We start from the raw sequence: 16617 nt of genomic DNA, 5'->3' as shown, positions 1-16617 counted from the left end.
TTATAAAAAATAATAATAATCCCAGGTCATAATAAAATATTATGAATTGACATCGGACGGCGGGATTTTATTCCTTTCCAGATATCTGCGTTTTCTCGCAGAATTCATACCAATTATTGTAAACAACAGCCAGCATGACTGTGAAATACAGGATGCAAGGTTAAAATCATGGCTTAATGAATAGAGGCCAAACACACCGCCGATTATATTAAGATACGCGTAACTGTTAGCATCAACCGCTAGCCTGCGCATTTGAACCAGCGCATAAGCCAGAAGATAGCAAAACACGCCAATTAAGCCGACAACCGTATGCAGTTCCACCGGTCACTTCCCTTTCCAGACATTGATAGTTCAGAAAAATAAAGCTTTTCAGGGTGTTCTGCCGCGCATTTTTCGCATACCCTCATGATAAATTCTCATGCAAGTTCAACAGGAGGTTTTGATATAAATCATCAAGGCAATCCATTGCGCCAATTAGAAACACCCGGGGTATTTCGCCTGCACCTATAAAATTCCAGCACGTACTATGGAGAAAATTAATGAAAGATAATAATTCCCCTTTGACGAAATTAATGCAGGATGCACAACTTAGCCGTCGCGGCTTTATTACCAGCGCTTCCGCTGTGGGTATTACCAGTGCCTTAGGTTTTTCACCGTTCTCTGCTTTCGCCGCTGAACCGAAAAAAGGCGGCGTATTAAAACTGGGCATGTCAGGCGGAAATACCAGTGACACGCTGGACCCGACATTATTCAGCGACTGGGTGCCCTTAAATCAGGCATATATGCTGATGAATGGCCTGGTGGAAATTGATGAAAATAACAAAGCCACGCCGGAACTGTTCTCAGCATGGGAAGCCAAACCGGGTGCCGCCGAATGGGTGTTTACTGTTCGTGATGGCGTGACCTTCCATAACGGCAAAAAACTCGACGTCGATGACATTCTCTATTCCATCAACCTGCATCGCGGCGACAAATCCAAAAGCGCCATCAAAACCCAGTTGGCTCCGATTACCGGCCTGACCAAACAGGGCGACAACCAAGTCCTGATTACCCTCGACAGCGGCAACGCTGACCTGCCATATCTGCTGGCGGATTACCATCTGGTGGTGGTGCCGAACGGCTTCACTGACTGGTCACACCCGATTGGTACCGGCGGGTTTATCTTCGATCAGTACGAGCCGGGCGTGCGATCGCTGTTCAAACGTAACCCGAACTACTGGAAGCCGGATCGCGCCTTTGTCGATGCCGTGGAAGTGCTGGTCATTAACGATCCGACCGCGCGTACCAACGCCCTGATTTCCGGTCAGGTTCATGCGATTAACCGCGTTGATTTCAAAACGGTCGATTTCCTCAAACGCAGCCCGGCGCTGAACATTGTGCGTTCTTCCGGCGGCCAGCATTTTACGTTCCTGATGGATTGCAGTGTCGCACCGTACAACAACAACGACGTACGCATGGCAATTAAACACGGCATCGACCGCCAGAAAATCCTCGATACCGTGCTGCGTGGCTACGGCTCGCTGGGTAACGACCACCCTATTCCGAAAACCGACCGTTTCTTCAATCACAGCCTGGAACAACGCGTTTACGATCCGGACAAATCAAAGTTCTACCTGAAAAAAGCCGGTCTGACCGATCTCAAAATCGAACTGTCGTCTTCTGACGCTGCTTTTGCCGGTGCGCTCGACGCCGCCGCCCTGTTCCAGGGACAGGCGCAGAAAGGCGGTATTCAGGTCAACATCAAGCGCCAGCCTGCCGACAGTTACTGGGACGACGTGTGGATGAAAGCGCCGTTCAGTATGGGGTACTGGGGCGGGCGCCCGACCGCTGACCAGATGTTCTCCACCGCTTATCAGTCCACCGCAAAATGGAACGACACGCACTGGAAAGATGACAAGTTTGACGCATTGCTTTTACAGGCACGTTCGCTGCTCGATGAAGGCAAACGCGCGGAAATCTATGGCGAACTGCAAAGCATCGTGCGTGACAACGGTGGCGCAATGATCCCGCTGTTCGGCGATTATCTCGATGCCGCCAGCAAAAAAGTCGGCGGCATCAAGCCGCATCCGATGTTTAACTTCATGGGTGGTCGTCTGGCCGAGCGCGTCTGGCTGGAGGCATGATGAAAAAACGGATTTTACAGCGGGCCCTGTTGGGCATTATCACGCTGTGGCTGGTTTCGGTGCTGATTTTTATCGGCACTGAAATGCTGCCCGGTGACGTCGCGACGGCCATTTTAGGCCAGAGCGCCACGCCTGAAACCGTTGCCGCGTTGCGTCTGCAACTCGGGCTGGATGAACCATCAGTGCTGCGTTATCTGCACTGGCTGGCGGGCATTATGCACGGCGATTTAGGTCATTCACTGGCGAATGGTCGCGCCATCAGCGACGAACTGCTGCCGCGTCTGGCGAATACTTTGTTCCTCGCCGGATACGCGGCGGTGATTGCCATTCCGCTGGCGGTGGGTTTAGGTATCGCGTCGGCTATCTGGCGCGGTTCCGTCTTTGACCGGCTGGCGAACACGCTGACGCTTATCAGCATTTCGGTGCCGGAGTTTTTTGTCGGTTACATTCTGGTGATCGCCTTCGCCATCCGCCTGACCTGGTTTCCAAGTCTGGCGATGGTCGACAGCAGTTCGTCGTTTATCGACCGGCTTTACGTCTGTACCCTGCCGATGCTCACCCTGACGCTGGTGGTACTGGCGCATATGCTGCGCATGACGCGTGCGTCGGTCACGGCGGTGATGGCCAGTCCGTACATCGAAAGCGCAGTGCTCAAGGGCATTCCACGCTGGCGTATTGTGATTTCTCACGCCCTGCCAAACGCTCTTGCGCCTATCATCAACGTGGTGGCGTTTAACCTCGCGTATCTGGTGGTCGGTGTGATCCTGGTGGAAGTGGTGTTTGTCTATCCGGGCATCGGGCAATACATGGTGGATGCGGTGACCAAGCGCGACCTGCCGGTGGTTCAGGCCTGCGGTCTGCTGTTTGGTGGCACCTATATTTTCCTCAACACCACCGCCGATTTGCTGGCGATCTGGTGCAATCCACGCCTGCGCCATGCGCGCTAAAAGAGGGAACTCATGAACCGATATTTCATTAACATCCCGCTGTCGGCCTGGATTGGTATTGTGATTATTGCGGTGAATCTGCTGGCGGCTATTTTTGCGCCCTGGCTTGCACCGCACAGCGAAACCGAACAGGTCGGCGATATCTGGCTGCTGCCGTCCGCCGCCACGCCGTTCGGCACTGACAGCCTCGGGCGCGATATGCTCTCACGCATTCTGTTTGGTGCGCGCACCACGATTGCTATCGCGCTGACCATCACCTTCAGCTCATTTATCATCGGCATTGTCACCGGCTTTACGGCGGCGATTTACGGCAAATGGGTGGATGTGGTGCTGTCGCGCATCGTCGATACCGTGATGTCGATTCCGGTGCTGATTTTTGCGCTCATCGTATTGTCCGTGATGGGCACATCCATTCCGGTGCTGGTGCTGACCATCGCCCTGCTCGATGCCACACGCGTGTTCCGCCTGGCACGTCTGGTGGCGCAGGCGATTGTTTGTCAGGAATACGTCGAAGCGGCGCGTTTGCGTGGCGAAGGGCTGCGCTGGGTGCTGTTCAAAGAAATCCTGCCGAACGCCCTGCCGCCGCTGCTTGCGGAGTTTGGCATGCGCTTCTGCTTTACCTTCCTGTTCATCGCCGGCTTAAGTTTCTTAGGTCTGGGCATTCAGCCGCCGTATGCCGACTGGGGCAGCATGGTGCGTGACAACGCGCAGGCGATTAACTTTGGTCAGTTCGCGCCGTTGTATCCGGCGGCGGCGATTGCCCTGCTGACGATTGGCGTCAATCTGGTGGTTGACTGGCTGCTGGCGCGTAACAGCCTGCCGCATGGAGATGAAGCATGACACGCACGATTTTAGAAATGCGCAGCCTGCGCATCGAAACCCTCGACGGTTCGCCGCTGGTGCAGGATATTTCACTCAGACTGGCAGCGGGCGAAGTGCTCGGTCTGATTGGCGAATCCGGTGCCGGGAAATCCACTATCGGGCTGGCAGCATTAGGCTATGCCCGTCAGGGTTGCCGGATTGCCGGTGGCGAAGTGTTTCTGGATGGCACCGATATCGTTTCTCAACCCTCCAGCGTCAAGCGCGAATGGCGTGGCAAACGCGTGGCATATGTGGCGCAAAGCGCGGCGGCCTCGTTTAACCCGGCGCTGACCATTGAAAAACAGGTTTGCGAAGGTCCCGTCCGCCACGGTCTGATGAGCAAAGAAGAAAGCCGTCAGTGGGCAATTTCGCTGTTCCGTTCGCTGGATTTACCGGATCCGGAAAACATCGGCAAACGCTATCCGCATCAGCTTTCCGGCGGGCAGCTTCAGCGCGCAATGGCTGCAATGGCGATGTCGTGTAAACCCGATTTGCTGATCATGGATGAGCCGACCACCGCGCTTGACGTCACCACACAGATTGAAGTGCTGGTGATGCTGCGCAAACTGGTGCGCGAATTCAATACGGCTGCGTTGTATATCACCCACGATCTGGCCGTTGTCGCGCAACTTGCCGACCGTATTATGGTGCTGCGCCACGGCAAAGAAGTGGAAACCGGCGATACACAAGCCATTCTGGAAAATCCGCAGCAGGAATATACCCGCAGGCTGGTGGCGGAACGTGAACATGCGCTGACGCCGCTGGCTGACGGCCATGGATCCGCCGGACAGCCGCTGCTGACGATGCGCAAACTGAACACCGGCTACAACGGGAAACGCGTGGTGCATGACGTCAGTCTGCAACTGCCGCGCGGTAAAACGCTGGCGATTATCGGCGAATCCGGCAGCGGGAAAAGTACGCTGGCGCGGGCGCTGGTCGGCCTGTTGCCGGATACCGAAGGCAGTGTGGATTTCGACGGCGTTCAGCTTTCGCACAATTTCCATAAACGCAATAAAGAAACGCTGCGCCGTATGCAGATGATTTATCAGTTGCCTGATGTGGCGCTCAATCCGCGCCAGACCTTGCTGGATATCATTGGCCGCCCGCTGACCTTTTATTTTGGGATGAACAAAAAGCAGGTGCGTGAGCGCGTGGAAGAATTGCTGCGCCTGACCGAACTGCCGGTCAAACTTACCGACCGTCGTCCCGGTGAACTTTCCGGCGGGCAGAAACAGCGCGTTTGTATCGCCCGCGCACTGGCTGCGCAGCCGGAACTGATTATCTGCGATGAAGCCACGTCAGCGCTCGATCCGCTGGTGGCGGAAGAAGTGCTGAATCTGCTGCGGCGCTTGCAGGAACAGCTCGGGCTGTCGTATCTGTTTATCACCCACGATCTGGGTACGGTAAAACGTATCGCTCATCAGGTGGCGGTAATGTATCAGGGCCAGGTGGTCGCCAGCGGCGATACCGACGTGGTCTTCAGCGCACCAATGCACAGCTATACCGAAAAACTGCTGACATCCGTACCGGAAATGCGAACCAGCTGGCTGGACGACGTTCTCGCCCTGCGCGGCACGGCGCTTCCTGCGGCAGTTATTCCTTCGACAGGAGTCTTATGAGCACCAAACGCATCGTGACCGAATTCCCTCACGCCGTCACCGTGACTGAACATTTGTGGATCCCGCTGAGCGACGGCACGCGCCTCGCCGCCCGTTTATGGCTGCCGGATGACGCTGAAAGCCAGCCGGTACCCGCCATTCTCGAATACATCCCTTACCGCAAACGCGACGGAACCCGTACCCGTGACGAACCGATGCACGGATTTTTCGCCGGAAACGGCTATGCCGTGGTGCGCGTGGATTTGCGCGGCAGCGGCGAATCCGACGGCCTGCTGGCGGATGAATATCTGTTACAGGAACAGGACGACGCCCTGGAAGTGATTCAGTGGATAACTGAACAACGCTGGTGCAGCGGCAACGTCGGCATGATGGGTAAATCCTGGGGCGGCTTCAACGGTTTACAGGTTGCCGCCCGCCGCCCGCCAGCGCTGAAAGCCATCATCACCGTCTGCTCCACCGATGACCGTTACCGCGACGATATTCACTACAAAGGCGGCTGTCTGCTCAACGACAATCTCTGGTGGGGCGGCATTATGCTGGCGTACCAGAGCCGCCCTTCCGACCCCGCGCTGGTCGGTGAAAGCGGGTACAAAGACTGGCTAAACCGTCTGGAAAACATGCCATTTTTCCCGGCGTTGTGGATGGAACACCCGCTGCGCGATGAATACTGGCAACACGGTTCGGTATGCGAAGACTGGTCGGCGATCCAGTGTCCGGTGATGGCGATTGGCGGCTGGGCGGACGCTTACAGCAACGCCGTTTTCCGCCTGATGGACAATTTGAAAGTGCCGCGCCGCGCCATTCTCGGTCCGTGGGCGCACATCTATCCGCAGGACGGCACGCCTGAACCGGCGATGGGTTTCTTACAGGAAGCCGTGCGCTGGTGGGATCACTGGCTGAAAGGCAAAGACAACGGCGCGATGGAAGGCCCTATGATCCAGACGTGGTTACAGGACAGTCAGCCGCCGTCGGCGATGCGTCCGGTCAGTAAGGGCGAATGGGTGGGATTTGATCGCGGCACCGCCAGCAATATCAACCACAGCCCGCGCTGGCTGACACGCGGCCAGCTTAATACCCAGCCGGACGTTGACGCAGGCGTGCTCAATATCTGTTCGCCGCAAAACCATGGTCTGATGGCCGGAGAATGGATGGGCGCAGGCGTACCCGGCGAAATGCCGCCGGACCAGCGTGTTGATGACGGCATGGCGGAAATCTTCGACGGCGAGCCGCTGGCTGAGCCGCTGACCATTTTCGGTTTCCCGGAATTTACCGTTGAACTGAGCAGTGATAAACCGGCGGCGATGCTCTACGTCCGGCTTTCGGATGTCTCGCCGGACGGTTCTGTGAATCGCGTCACCCACGGCTGGCTGAATCTTTCACATCTGCACGGTCATGATAAATCTGTGCCGCTGATCCCCGGCCAGAAAGTTAAAGTCCCGGTACAGCTGGACGGTATTGCGCACCGCTTTGCCACCGGCCACCGGATGCGCATTTCGCTGGCGACCACCTTCTGGCCGATGACCTGGCCGATGGCCGAAGCGGCGACGCTGACCTTAGATTTGCACAGTGCGCAGCTCAGTCTGCCGGTGTGCGAGCAGCCGCTTTCGATTGAAGGGCCGATTAAAGAACCGCAAAGCGCACCGCTCACCCCGCAAACTGTGCTGTCACCGGGACGCGTTGACCGCAACATCACCTACGATTTTCTCAACGACAGCTGGACCTGCGTGACCCACGGCGTGGGCGGCGTATTTGGCGAAGGCGTTTACCGCTTCGATGATATCGACACGACGGTCGATCATAATCTGCGGCGGGAACTGACTGTCAGCAACAGCGATCCGCTATCTGCCCGTTATCTGCTGACTCAGACCATGAAAATGGGACGTGAAGGCTGGTGGATGGAAGCGGAGATCACCCTCGAACTGCGCAGCGACCTGACGCATTTTATCGTCAGCGGCGATATGGTGGTCAGCCTGAACGGCGAAGAGGAATTCACGAAATACTGGCACGAGAGAATTGCGCGGTAATGTTTTGTCTGTTCCCGTAAGCCGTGGTTTTGCCTTGATCCTCCCTCTTCGCAGGGGAGGGAGCGGATCGAGTACAAATTTTAATTCTCCGGAATAATCGCCGTAATATCCTGACTCTCCAGCACCCGCCCGTCCTGCGCACGGATTTCCAGTTTACGCAGCGGCTGGCGGTTTTCGATATCTACCAGCAGCGTACAGGCTTCGCCCTCTTCGAACAGGTACTCGCTTCCCCACTGCCCCAGCGCGACCAGCACCGGTTGCAGCGCCAGTCCTTTCTCTGTCAGCACATAATCCTGATAAGCCGAACCATCCGCGGCCGGTTCCACCTTCAAAATCTCTTCCGCTACCAGCGCTTTCAGACGGGTGCTGAGAATATTTTTTGCCGCGCCCAGGCTGCGCTGAAATTCACTAAAGCGTGAAATTCCTCGCATGGCGTCGCGGACAATCAGCAGCGTCCACCAGTCGCCGATTAAATCGAGCGCACGGCCAGCCGGACAAGGTGTGTTTTCCAGTCGGGTTCGTTTCATGGCACTTCCTGTTCAACGCGTTTTAAAGAATCTGGTTGCATTATAAAACCACTGATGCTAAAAATCATCTGGTTTTATAATTAAACCACTTTATCAACACAGAGGTTCTCCCATGTCAGATTCAATTCGCTCCAAATCTGTTGCTCTAATCACCGGCGCTTCCACGGGTATTGGCGCGACGTATGCCGACCGTCTGGCGAAACGCGGCTACGATTTAATCCTCGTGGCCCGTGACGCTGACCGCCTGAATGCGCTGTCAGACCGTCTGCAACAGGAATCCGGCGTCAATGTCACCGTGTTGCCTGCTGACCTGACCCGTAGCGAAGATCTCGCCCGCGTAGAAGATTTCATCCGCGCCAATCCGCAGATTTCCCTGCTGGTGAACAACGCCGGTGCTTCGCTGAAAGCCGGTTTTGAGAACAGCGACGCCGATGCTATCGAGAATCTGATTACCTTAAATGTCACCTCGGTGGCGCGTCTTTCCCGCGTGGCTTTCGACGGTCTGATCAAGCATAAAGACGGTGCGATCATTAATATCGCCTCGGTGATGGCGCTGACGCCGGAACTGCAATCTGCCGTGTATTCCGCCACCAAAGCGTTTGTGCTGACCTTCAGCCAGACACTGCAATTTGAAATGGCTGCCCGCGGTCTGTATGTTCAGGCCGTTTTGCCTGCCGCAACGCGTACCGAAATCTGGGCTCGCTCAGGTAAAAATATTGATGAAGTGCCGGGGGTGATGGAAGTGGGTGAACTGGTGGATGCCGCGTTGCTGGGCTTTGACCGCAAAGAAAAAGTCACCATTCCGCCATTGCAGGATGAAAAACAGTGGGACGATTTTGACGCGCTGCGCTCGGCAATGGTGCCGAATTTCCTGCAATCCCATGCCGCACCACGTTACAAAGCCTGACAGTGAGACATTGACCAGTAACATAAATTTACTGGTCAATGTTGATTTGCTTTGCAAATATGTTAATTCGCCAACTTTGTGAAGTGAATACGATGACTGAATATGTGATTGCTGCTCCACAGACTCCCTCTCTGGCTGTCGAAGGCCAGAGCGAACGTTTTCCCCTGCGCCGCGTGTACTGCGTGGGCCGTAACTATTCCGAACATGCTCGTGAAATGGGGCATGACCCGGACCGGGAACCCCCTTTTTTCTTCGGTAAACCGGCAGATGCGGTTATTCCTGCCAGCGGCAATGTGCCCTATCCGACACTGACCGAAGATCTGCATTACGAAGTCGAACTGGTCGTGGCGATTGCCAGAGGCGGTAAAAACATCGCCACTGAAGATGCGCTTTCGCACGTCTGGGGTTATACCGTCGGCGTCGATTTAACCCGTCGCGATATCCAGGCTCAGGCCAAGAAACAGGGACGCCCGTGGGATTTCGCCAAAGGTTTTGATGATTCCGCACCAGCTAATCCGTTGCTGCCGGTCAGTCAGACCGGCCATCCTGCCCGCGGTAAAATCTGGCTGGACGTGAACGGTGAAAAACGTCAGCGCGGTGATTTGAGCGATCAGATCTGGCAGGTGGCAGATGTTATCAGTTATCTGTCGCAGGCCGTTGAACTCCGGCCGGGTGATCTGATTTACACCGGCACGCCTGCGGGCGTTGGCGCAGTGGTGCGCGGTGATGTGATTACCGGCGGTATCGAAGGCCTCAGCGATTTCAGCTTCACCATCGTGTAATGCATTCAGGACGTCTGGCCTCAGGCGTCCTTCTCTCCGACTTTTCTCTGATTCTCTTCTTCGATAAGCGGAATTAACTTCTCAAACGCACAGGCGCTGGACGGGTCAAATAGCGAAAGCGTTTCAATCTGGCTCAGTAAAATCACTTTGCGAAATTTCAGCACATTCACCGGGGAAGACACCGGCGTAATTCCGTGTTCCTGATAATAACGGGCATAGTTGTGCTCGACGCGCAGTTCCAGCGTGTCTTTGTCGCGATAACCGCTGACCATCGGGATCACCACCACGTTGTCCGATGAACTGGTTTCACAACGTGCCGTATGCACCATGCCGATATAGACGCGCCGCGACTGAAGCGTGATAAACACCATATCGCCCTCTTCCATGCACTGATACAGCAACCCTTCCACGCCGTTAGCCCGGGTGAGTTGTTTGTACAATTGCTTGCGTCCGGCGGTATTGAGCCGCAGGCCCGGCGACCAGGTGGTGCGCACCAGACACAACATCACAGAAACAGCCAGCATAATGACCACCGGCGCCTGGATGCCTAAGAAACTCCAGTTGATAAAATCGCGGTGGTAATGTACATCCTGATGCAGGTGAGGAATAGCGGGCAGCCAGTTAACAACTTCTGAAATCCCCCACAGCGCCAGATACACCAGTGCAATGACCAGTACGCCCTGCAGGACAAAAATGCAGCCGTACAGCGCCACCAGGAAATAAACGTCCCAGCCGAAAGTGCGCTTAAGTTTGAAGCGTGATGAGATGTCGCGGGTGGTGTACCAGTACCCGCAGACCATTAACACCATGAAAACCGCTGTCGCCATTACAGCACGCTCATGCGTTTAACGTGGCGGGCGAAATCTTCCTGCATATCCTGATTAGCCGGGTTCACTGACGCCGTACCGTTTTCATCAATCAGAATACGCTCGCCTTCTTCGAGCGTATTTTCCATATCTGCGGCACTGAATAACCCGAGAAACTTTTCCGGGCTGGAAAAAATCTGCAACATAATCTTGAACATAGATTTGCCTCTCTTTACCAAAGAGTAAGCCTAGTCAAGAATGACGGCTGCTTTGACGCTTTCGGATTAATTACGAACGATAATTTTTATCCTCTTCAGATAACAAAAAAGGGCCACCTTAACGGCAGCCCTTTGCTGAAAATCTCAGATATGAATTATTTACTTCCATCCAGACTTTCGTGGTGTGCTTCTTCGTGCGCGGCCTGTTCGGCATGAACTTCCGCGGCGCGTTTACGCAGACCTATCCAGCCCAGAACCAGCAGGATGATCAGCACCGGAATGGTCGCCACGGTGTAGGTACCGTTCGGGTAGTCAAACGCCATCAGGACCAGTACGCTTGCCAGGAACGCCAGCGTCAGCCACGAGGTGACCGGCGCCCACGGCATTTTGAAGGAAACGTCTTTCGCGCGGCCTTCTTTGATCGCTGTACGCAGTTTCATCTGACAAACGATGATGAAAGCCCATGAACTGAGGATGCCGAGTGATGCGACGTTCAGGACAATTTCAAACACCTGCGAAGGCACGTAGTAGTTGAGCACCACGCCGATAACATAAATACCCACGGTCACCAGAATGCCCGCGTACGGCACCTTCTGCGCGCTCATCTTCGACATGAATTTCGGCGCAGAACCGCCCATCGACAGCGAGCGCAGAATACGACCGGTGGAATACAAGCCAGAGTTCAGGCTCGACAGCGCCGCAGTCAGCACCACGATGTTCATGATAGTGCCGATATAGGGCACGCCCAACTTGCTGAAGAAGGTCACAAACGGGCTTTGCCCGGCCTGATAGGCATTCCACGGTAACAGCAGAACCAGCAGCACTACGGATCCGACGTAGAATAATGCGATACGCCAGATAACGCTGTTAATGGCTTTCGGCAATACTTTTTCAGGATTTTTGGTTTCGCCTGCCGCCGTACCGACCAGTTCAATGGCCGCGAACGCGAAGACCACGCCCTGCACCAGAACCAGCGCCGGTAACAGCCCGTGCGGGAAAATACCGCCGTTGTCGGTTATCAGATGTAAACCGGTAGTATTGCCGTCCAGCTGTTTGCCGGTGCCGAGGAACACCACACCCACAATCAGGAACAGGGCAATCGCAGCCACTTTGATCAGCGCAAACCAGAATTCCATCTCAGCAAACCACTTCACGCCGATCATGTTCATCGTGGCGACAATCGCCAGCGCGCCCAGCGCAAACATCCACTGCGGGACATCACCGAAGGTTCCCCAATAGTGCATGTAAAGAGCCACTGCGGTGATATCGACAATGCCGGTCATCGCCCAGTTAAGGAAATACATCCAGCCAGCAACGTAAGAAGCCTTTTCGCCCAGGAACTCACGGGCATAGGATACGAAACTGCCGCTGGTCGGACGGTGTAAAACCAGTTCGCCCAACGCACGCAGAATAAAGAATGAGAAAATACCGCATACTGCATACACGATTGCCAGCGCCGGGCCAGCCATCTGTAAACGCGCGCCCGCGCCGAGAAACAGACCGGTGCCGATAGAGCCACCAATGGCAATCATCTGTACCTGACGATTGCCCATACTTTTGTGATACCCGTGTTCGTGCGAGTCCAGCCAGCGTCTTTTCGCCGCGTGCTTCGCCTCTGCCGATTTCTTATGAGACTTCATTCGATCTTGTTCTCCAAAAATAACCTTCACCTGACGTCGGGTGCTGCAAGCAAACGATTGCAAGCCTCAACGTTTATGGGGTTTACCCACTGTAGTTTTTTTAGCCGGAACTGTTTTGGTGCAATAACGGCGAAGGATGCTACCTGTTCTCATTAACCGTGGCAAAAAAAACCGTCATAAAAAATTGTGAGCAGTCATATTTCGCGCAACGAATTTTGCGCTTGTGTGCGGTTAGGAAGATTCTTTCGGCAGACACTCTTTTCTGACCCGCTCAATATTGATCGACAGATACATGATTTCTTCTGTCGTCAGCTCCCGCTGATATTGCGCGGCAAGGTAATCACCGATTTTTTCCGAGCATTGCCAGGCTTGCGGGTAGTTCTCTTTCACGGCCACGTGCAACGTCATATCGTCATCGGCTACCACAGTGCGGCTGAGCATGCGCTGTGCGAAAAATTTAAGGTGCGTGACGAAACGCTGATAGCTGAGTGACTCTTCGTCATATTCGATACGCAGCTGGTATTTCACCAGATTGAGGATTTCCTGCATCACGCGGGTGATTTGCGCCACTTCCGGCATTTGGCCATTGAGCTGAGCATTCACCAGATGCAGGGCGATAAAACCGGCCTCATCCACCGGCAGCTGCACACCGAGGCGCGAATGGATAATCTCCAGCGCCTCCAGCCCCAGCGCATACTCTTTCGGATACAGGCGGCGGGTTTCCCACAACAAAGCATTGCTGATCGGCACGCCCTTCTTCTGCCGTTCAATGGCGAAGTTACAGTGGTCAGTCAGCGCGATATAGAGATTCTCCTGCAATTTCCCCAGCCGCCCGCGCGCCAGAGTAATGATCTGGTCGCAGGTGGTCATCACTTCCATCGGAATATGCGAAAGCAGTTCGGTCAGATGCGCGACCAGTTCGTCACTCTGCAATGCGAAGATTTTTTCGATCTTACTTTCATCGAGGTCGTCTCCGGTTTTCTTCATAAACGCCAGCCCGCGGCCCATGACGACCTGTTCCCGCTGCTGTTCGCTGACGACAACCACCACGTTATTATTAAGTATTTTGGCGATTTTCATTGTTATTCCCTGAAAAGAAAAACCCGATCGCCCGTACGGATGATCAGGTTTTGTCTGCCGCAGTCTGCGGATCTGCCGGATAATTTTACCAGATCCGATCCTCACTCAGACGTAAATTTTGCACTCAGAACGTGACGATGGCCTTAAGTCCGGTCACCCAGGCATCCTGCGTTTCCTTTACTCCGCCCGGACGGTACCAGTATTGCAAATCCGGTTGCAGAATCAGCCACGAACGAACTTTCACCTGATAATACAAGTCCGCGTTCACCGAATGCCCGGACAATGGCGTGTACAGCGGATTACCGTAATCATCCACCTGATAAATCGTGTTCAGGTTTTCCTGATTCTGGCGGTAATGGTTGCTCATTTTAATGTAGGTCATCCCAAAGCCCAGCCAGTCGTCGGGGCGCGCGTCGAACAGTCCGTGATAACGCATGGAAGCGGCCTGAGTATAATGAATGCTATTACTGCGCTGATCGCCCAGACCGAGGCTGTAGGACACGCTCATGCCGCGGTTCGGGTCGTCCCCTCGCTGCGTCACCTGCTGGTTGAAACCGGTGTACATAAACCAGGTGCTGCTGTGTTTGCGATATCCTTCAGGATCCGTGGCACCAACGCTTTGCGTTTTCCCTTCTGACAAATCGGTTTGAGGTGAGTTGGTATACAGCAGGCCGAAGTTATAAATACCCGGCAAACCATTCACTTTGGTTTTCAGTTCTGCTTCCATCGGCAGCAGAATGCCGCGAGCGCCTTTAAGCGAACCGCTCCACGCATATTTGCGATCCGACGCATCCGGGTTTTGTTCCATAATGCCAGTTTTCAGCGTCAGTTCCGGCGTCAGCTTGTACTTAAACGTAGTGCCCCAGTAGTGTTTGTTCCAGTTATACCAGGTCATCGAGTTCGCCGATTTACCGCCGCACTGGCTGAGCAGCTGGAAATCACACGGGATAATCTGGTCGAAATCCTGATTCTTGTTCATCATGCCGATGCGCCAGTGCAGTTTGCGGTCATCAAAACTGCGCCCGAACGTCAGCCAGCCCAGACGGGTTATCGACTGACCGCCCCAGCTTTCCTGCGCGATATCGTTAAACCCGACGCGCGGATCCTGCGTACGTTCTGACGTCAGGTTGTCGTTATGGTTACGGTTAACAATATTCCCTTCTATGGCGGCGTCAGGAATGCCGGTGTACATCTCCAGATCCTGCGTAAACGTCAGCGAGAACTGATCGATATACGCCAGATGTTTATCATGGTTATACCCGCCCCCGGCGTTATATGAAGACTCACTCAGATATCCCAGCTGATAATGAAACCCGTGATCTTCAATAATTGGACGGATACCCATCATATCGCCGAACATGCCTTCGCCGGGCGCTTCAAAACCTAAAACGGTACCATTCCAGTTATCCGCTGCATTAACGGAATGAATAACGGTTGCAGAGAAAAAAAGCGCCAGAAAACTTGTTTTCATCAGCCGGTTATTATTTTTAACTTTACATGTAGGTGTTGCAGAAGTCTGAGAAAATTTCATCTTAATATTTCCGTTTTATTATTTTAATCATCATTATTATCGGGCAATACAGGGCGAAGCTGCGGCTTATAGAGTTATAAGCCGCAGATATTATTTATTTTTTAGAACTTGTTTGTTATAAAATTCAAAAAGCTGCTCAGGATTTTAATGCCGCACCGTGAGAACCAATGACTTCTTTATACCAGAAGAAACTTTTCTTACGGCGACGTTCCAGCGTGCCATTCCCCTGATCATCCCGGTCAACGTAGATATAACCGTAACGCTTGGAGAATTCTGCTTTCGAGGCGCTGACCAGATCGATAGGCCCCCAGCTGGTATAACCCATGACTTCCACGCCGTCTTCAATGGCTTCGCGTACCTGTACCAGATGGTCGTTGATGTATTCGATTCGATAATCGTCGTTGATGCTGCCATCGGCTTCAACTTTATCGCGGGCGCCTAAACCATTTTCGACAATAAATAACGGTTTCTGATAACGGTCGTAAAGTTCATTCATTAAGAAGCGCAACCCGATAGGATCAATCTGCCAGCCCCATTCGGAACTTTGCAGATGCGGGTTCGGCACCATATTTAATATATTGGCGCGCGCTTTAATATTTTGTTCTTCGTCGGTAGTCACACAACCTGTCATATAATAACTAAATGAAATAAAGTCGACGGTTTCTTTCAGTGCCGTTTTATCTTCAGCGGTAATATTTATTTCCATGCCGCGATCTTTAAAGAAACGTTTCATATAAGCCGGATATGCGCCACGCACCTGAACATCACCAAAGAATAACCAGTCGCGGTTTTGTTGCAGGGTTTCCATCATATCAGCGGGTTTGCAGGTCAGCGGATATAACATTCCGCCAAGCAGCATATTACCGATTTTGCCGTCCGGAATGATCTCGTGGCAAGCTTTAACCGCTTTGGCGCTGGCCACCAGCTGATGATGGATCGCCTGATAAATTGCCTGCTTGCTGCTGTCTTCCGGCAGCCCGACACCGGTGAACGGCGCGTGCAGCGACATGTTGATTTCGTTGAACGTAAGCCAGTGTTTCACCTTATTTTTGTAGCGGGTGAACACCGTGCGGGCGTAATTTTCAAAGAAACCGATAGTGTCGCGGCTGCCCCAGCCACCGTGTTTTTTCACGATGCCATACGGCATTTCGTAGTGCGAAAGCGTCACCAGCGGCGTGATACCGTATTTTGCCATTTCATCAAACAGGCGGTCATAAAAGGCCAGACCGGCTTCGTTTGGCTGTAACTCATCGCCCTGCGGGAAAATACGCGTCCAGGCGATTGAAGTGCGCAGGACGGTAAAACCCATTTCGGCGAACAATTTCATGTCTTCCGGATAGCGGTGATAGAAATCAATCGCCACGTCTTTCACGCCGAAATCGCCTTCAGTACGTTCCTGCACCGGACCAAATACGCCTTGCGGTTGCAGGTCAGAAGTCGATAAACCTTTACCGTCAGTCAGATATGCACCTTCCACCTGATTGGCTGCGACTGCGCCGCCCCATAAGAAACCGTCTGGGAATTGCTTATTCATGTGAACCTCCTGGCTCTG

General features: G+C 53.7%; 15 protein-coding genes. 7 read left to right on the top strand and 8 right to left on the bottom strand.

Features of this window, described 5'->3' with window-relative positions:
• Window positions 1–39 precede the first annotated feature (39 nt).
• Window positions 40–321: a CBU_0592 family membrane protein gene (locus tag J1784_RS26490; RefSeq protein WP_338019905.1), complete on the bottom strand. Its 282-nt coding sequence runs from the start codon at window positions 319–321 to the stop codon at window positions 40–42.
• Between the two features lie 218 nt (window positions 322–539).
• Between J1784_RS26490 and J1784_RS11890 the strand changes: the two genes are divergently transcribed.
• From J1784_RS11890 to J1784_RS11870, 5 genes are read left to right on the top strand one after another with little or no spacing between them, the layout of a single operon-like run.
• Window positions 540–2123, top strand: coding sequence for an ABC transporter substrate-binding protein (locus J1784_RS11890; protein WP_217149391.1), 1584 nt, complete (start codon window positions 540–542; stop codon window positions 2121–2123).
• Window positions 2123–3070: an ABC transporter permease gene (locus J1784_RS11885; RefSeq protein WP_217149390.1), complete on the top strand. Its 948-nt coding sequence runs from the start codon at window positions 2123–2125 to the stop codon at window positions 3068–3070. The genes J1784_RS11890 and J1784_RS11885 overlap by 1 nt, the downstream gene beginning before the upstream one ends.
• 12 nt (window positions 3071–3082) lie before the next feature.
• Entirely contained in the window at window positions 3083–3910 is an 828-nt protein-coding gene (locus tag J1784_RS11880) for an ABC transporter permease (protein WP_120162685.1), read from the top strand.
• Window positions 3907–5550, top strand: a complete 1644-nt coding sequence (locus tag J1784_RS11875) for an ABC transporter ATP-binding protein (RefSeq protein ID WP_217149389.1) — start codon at window positions 3907–3909, stop codon at window positions 5548–5550. The genes J1784_RS11880 and J1784_RS11875 overlap by 4 nt, the downstream gene beginning before the upstream one ends.
• Entirely contained in the window at window positions 5547–7574 is a 2028-nt protein-coding gene (locus J1784_RS11870; protein ID WP_217149388.1) for a CocE/NonD family hydrolase, read from the top strand. The genes J1784_RS11875 and J1784_RS11870 overlap by 4 nt, the downstream gene beginning before the upstream one ends.
• Before the next feature lie 80 nt (window positions 7575–7654).
• Here J1784_RS11870 and J1784_RS11865 read toward each other — a convergent pair whose 3' ends face one another.
• Window positions 7655–8101 carry a winged helix-turn-helix transcriptional regulator gene (locus tag J1784_RS11865; protein WP_217149387.1) on the bottom strand — a complete coding sequence of 149 codons (447 nt, stop codon included), beginning with the start codon at window positions 8099–8101 and terminating at the stop codon, window positions 7655–7657.
• Window positions 8102–8213: 112 nt separating this feature from the next.
• Here J1784_RS11865 and J1784_RS11860 point away from each other — a divergent pair, with 112 nt between their 5' ends.
• Both J1784_RS11860 and J1784_RS11855 read left to right on the top strand, forming a co-directional pair.
• On the top strand, window positions 8214–9008 hold the full coding sequence (locus J1784_RS11860; protein ID WP_217149386.1) for an SDR family NAD(P)-dependent oxidoreductase: 795 nt from the start codon (window positions 8214–8216) through the stop codon (window positions 9006–9008).
• A gap of 92 nt (window positions 9009–9100) precedes the next feature.
• Window positions 9101–9790 carry a fumarylacetoacetate hydrolase family protein gene (locus J1784_RS11855; RefSeq protein ID WP_217149385.1) on the top strand — a complete coding sequence of 230 codons (690 nt, stop codon included), beginning with the start codon at window positions 9101–9103 and terminating at the stop codon, window positions 9788–9790.
• A gap of 20 nt (window positions 9791–9810) precedes the next feature.
• On the opposite strand, the gene J1784_RS11850 is transcribed toward J1784_RS11855, so the two are convergent.
• The 6 genes from J1784_RS11850 to J1784_RS11825 form a co-directional block, all read right to left on the bottom strand.
• Window positions 9811–10617: a hypothetical protein gene (locus J1784_RS11850; RefSeq protein WP_217149384.1), complete on the bottom strand. Its 807-nt coding sequence runs from the start codon at window positions 10615–10617 to the stop codon at window positions 9811–9813.
• Window positions 10617–10814, bottom strand: coding sequence for a hypothetical protein (locus J1784_RS11845; RefSeq protein WP_217149383.1), 198 nt, complete (start codon window positions 10812–10814; stop codon window positions 10617–10619). The genes J1784_RS11850 and J1784_RS11845 overlap by 1 nt, the downstream gene beginning before the upstream one ends.
• A gap of 155 nt (window positions 10815–10969) precedes the next feature.
• Window positions 10970–12454 (bottom strand): L-asparagine permease, encoded by a 1485-nt coding sequence (ansP, locus tag J1784_RS11840; protein ID WP_217149382.1) that lies wholly within the window; start codon window positions 12452–12454, stop codon window positions 10970–10972.
• A 231-nt stretch (window positions 12455–12685) separates the two neighbouring features.
• Window positions 12686–13534 (bottom strand): transcriptional antiterminator BglG, encoded by an 849-nt coding sequence (gene bglG, locus J1784_RS11835; RefSeq protein ID WP_217149381.1) that lies wholly within the window; start codon window positions 13532–13534, stop codon window positions 12686–12688.
• Window positions 13535–13658: 124 nt separating this feature from the next.
• Window positions 13659–15005: a carbohydrate porin gene (locus J1784_RS11830; protein ID WP_217149380.1), complete on the bottom strand. Its 1347-nt coding sequence runs from the start codon at window positions 15003–15005 to the stop codon at window positions 13659–13661.
• 196 nt (window positions 15006–15201) lie between these two features.
• Window positions 15202–16599 (bottom strand): glycoside hydrolase family 1 protein, encoded by a 1398-nt coding sequence (locus J1784_RS11825; RefSeq protein WP_217149379.1) that lies wholly within the window; start codon window positions 16597–16599, stop codon window positions 15202–15204.
• Window positions 16600–16617 lie beyond the last annotated feature (18 nt).

This window comes from Rahnella ecdela (genome assembly GCF_019049625.1).
In the GTDB taxonomy this organism is placed as follows: domain Bacteria; phylum Pseudomonadota; class Gammaproteobacteria; order Enterobacterales; family Enterobacteriaceae; genus Rahnella; species Rahnella ecdela.
This window is presented reverse-complemented; position numbering and strand designations above follow the sequence as displayed.